General features: G+C 74.6%; 2 protein-coding genes. Both read left to right on the top strand.

Going from position 1 to position 3,402, the window contains the following annotated elements:
* Positions 1–2,463 (top strand): serine hydrolase (locus G3I40_RS38315; RefSeq protein WP_164559434.1); only part of this gene is annotated, 2,463 nt, incomplete at its 5' end.
* 70 nt (positions 2,464–2,533) lie between these two features.
* The coding region (locus G3I40_RS38310) for a M20/M25/M40 family metallo-hydrolase (RefSeq protein WP_203645543.1) at positions 2,534–3,402 on the top strand (869 nt) is incomplete at its 3' end.

Here is a 3,402-nt window from a genome sequence, read left to right as displayed (position 1 = left end):
CCGGGCGGCCCCGGTTACCCCGGTGCGCTGCCCAGGGCGACGGACGACGGCGGGTCCGTGCTGTTCTGCCTGCGCGACCGCGGCTGCACCCACCTGTACGCCGTGGACGCCGACGGCGCGGGCGCGGCCCGGGTGGCGGCCGGCGGCGCGGGCCGTGTCGTCTCCGGCCTGTCCGCCGTCGGCGACACCGCCGCGATCGTCGTGTCCACCCCCACCTCGTACGGCGAGGTCGTCACCGTCGACCTGGCCACCGGACGCGAGGAGGTGCACACCGGGCACGGCGCGGGCCTGGGCGACGTGGAACTCTTCACGCCGCAGGAACGGGAGTTCACCGTCCACGACGGCACCACGGTGCACGGCTGGCTGCTGCGCGACCCGGCCGCCGAGGGCGCCGGACCGCTCCTGCTCGACGTGCACGGCGGCCCGCACAACGCCTGGAACGGCACGGCCGACCCGGTGCACCTGTACCACCAGGAGCTCGTCGCTCGCGGCTGGTCGGTGCTGCTGCTCAATCCACGCGGCAGCGACGGCTACGGCGAGGCGTTCTTCACCGCCGCCCTCGGCGGCTGGGGCGCGGCGGACGCGCAGGACCTCCTCGAACCGCTGGACGTGCTCGTCGCCGAGGGGATCGCCGACCCGCGGCGCCTCGCGCTGGCCGGCTACAGCTACGGCGGCTACATGACCTGCTACCTCACCGGCCGCGACGACCGGTTCGCCGCCGCTGTCGCCGGGGGAGTGGTCAGCGATCTGACGAGCATGACCGGCACCAGCGACGAGGCCCGCATGCTGGGCGTCGCCGAACTGGGCGGGCCGCCCTGGCAGGAGCGGGCCCGGTACGCCGAACTCTCCCCGTACTCCCAGGTGCAGGGCGTGCGCACACCGACGCTGGTGGTGCACGGCGGCGCCGACGAACGCTGCCCCGTCGGGCAGGCCGAGCAGTGGTTCACCGCGCTGCGCGAGCGGGGGGTGCCCACCGAGCTGGTGCTCTACCCGGGCGGCTCGCACCTGTTCCTGCTGGACGGAGCGCCCTCGCACCGCGTCGACCTGAACCGTCGCGTCGTGGACTGGGTGGAGCGGCACGCCGCGGGGCGCAGGCCCCGGCCGGACCTCGCGCACTGGCAGCGGCGGCTGGCCGAACTGGCAGCCCGGCACCGGGTGCCCGGCGCGGTCCTCGGCATCCGGCGCGGCGCCGACGTCGTCGAGGCCGCGTACGGGGTGCTCAACAAGGACACCGGCGTGGCGACGACCACCGACTCGCTCTTCCAGATCGGCTCGATCACCAAGGTGTGGACGGCGACGATGGTCATGCAACTCGTCGACGAGGGACGCCTCGACCTGGACGCGCCGCTGACCGACGTCCTGCCCGGACTGCGGCTGTCCGACCCGGCGACCACCCAGAAGGTGACCATGCGTCACCTGCTCACCCACACCAGCGGCATCGACGGCGACGTGTTCACCGATACCGGGCGCGGCGACGACTGCCTGGAGAAGTACGTCGAGCAGCTCGACGGGGCCGCGCAGAACCATCCGCTCGGAGCGACGTTCTCGTACTGCAACTCCGGTTACGTGCTGGCCGGCCGCGTCATCGAGCAGCTCACCGGCATGACCTGGGACCGCGCCCTGCGGGAGCGGCTGTGCGCCCCGCTGGGCCTCGCCCACACGGTCACGCTGCCGGAGGAGGCGCTGCGTTTTCGCACCGCGATAGGACACGCGGCCGAGGGGGAGGAGGATCCGAGGCCGGCCCCCGTCTGGGGACTGAACCGCTCGGCCGGACCCGCGGGCCTGATCACCGCCACGGCCGCCGACGTGCTGGCCTTCGCGCGCATGCACCTGGCCGCGGGCGCCGCACCGGACGGCAGCCGGGTGCTCTCCCCGGAGGCGGCCCGCGTGATGACGGAACAGCAGGTGGCACTGCCGGACCCGCACACGCTGGGGGACTCCTGGGGGCTCGGCTGGATCCGCTTCGACGTCGGCGGCCGCCGGCTCATCGGCCACGACGGCAACACCATCGGTCAGTCGGCGTTCCTGCGGATCCTGCCCGACGAGGACCTCGCCGTCACTCTCCTCACCAACGGCGGGGCCGCGCACGACCTGTACCTGGAACTGTTCCGGGAGATCTTCGCCGAGCTCGCGGACGTCGCGCTTCCGCAGCCGCTGGAGCCGCCCGTCGTACGGCCCGCGGTGGACGTGAGCCGCCACCTCGGCCGCTACGAGCGGGCCGGCGCCCGGATCGAGATCCTCGACGGGCCCGACGGGCCGCTGCTGCGGCACACCGCGACGGGCCCGCTCGCCGAGCTGGTGCCCCAAGCGGTGCAGGAGTTCGCGCTGGAGACCGTCTCCGAGGACCTCTACCTCCTGCGGCAGCCCGGCAGCCGCACCTGGACGCCCGTGACCTTCTACGCCCTGCCGACCGGCGAGCGTTATGTGCACTTCGGCGTCCGCGCCACCCCGAAGGCGGCCTGACGTGGCAGGGCCGCAGCGCAGTGCCCCGGACCCCCGCCTGGTGTCCGGGTTCGAGGCGGCGCTGCCCGCGATGCTCGACGACATCGAGCGGCTGGTGACCACCGAGTCGCCGTCGTCGGACCTGGCCGCTGTCGCACGCTGCGCCGAGGTGGTCGCCGCCCTGGGCACCGAACGCCTCGGTGCGGAGCCGGAGTTCCTCGTGCGGGACGGCGTGACGCATCTGCGCTGGCGGCTGGGCAGCGGCCCCCGGCGGGTCCTGCTCCTCGGCCACCACGACACGGTGTGGCCGTCCGGCACGCTCGCCACCCGCCCGTACGAGGTGCGCGACGGGGTGCTGCGCGGGCCCGGCTGCTACGACATGAAGACCGGCCTGGCCATGGCCTTCCACGCGCTGGCCGCACTCGACGACGTCGACGGCGTGACCCTGCTGGTCACTGGCGACGAAGAGCTGGGCTCCCCGTCCTCGCGGGAGCTGATCGAGTCGGAGGCCGCCGGCTGCGCGGCCGCGCTGGTGCTGGAAGGGGCCGCGGCCGGCGGGGCGCTGAAGACCGCACGCAAGGGCGTCTCCCGCTACGAGGTGCAGCTGCGCGGCCGGGCGGCCCACGCCGGGCTCGAACCGGAGCGCGGGGTGAACGCCGCCGTCGAGGCCGCGCACCAGATCCTCGCGGTGACCGCCCTCGCGAACCCGGCGGACGGCACCACCGTCACCCCCACCGTGCTGTCCGCCGGGACGACCACCAACACCGTGCCCGCGCAGGGCGGGTTCGCCGTGGACGTACGCGTGGCCGACGCCGCTGAGCAGAGCCGCGTGGACCGGGCGATCCGCGCACTGCGCCCCGTCCTGGACGGGGCCGGGATCGAGATCACGGGCGGCCCCAACCGCCCCCCGCTCCAGGCCACCGCCTCCACCGCGCTCTTCCACCGGGCCCGGGAACTGGC

Origin of the sequence: Streptomyces sp. SID14478 (genome assembly GCF_010548525.1) — a bacterium.
GTDB lineage: Bacteria > Actinomycetota > Actinomycetes > Streptomycetales > Streptomycetaceae > Streptomyces.
This window is presented reverse-complemented; position numbering and strand designations above follow the sequence as displayed.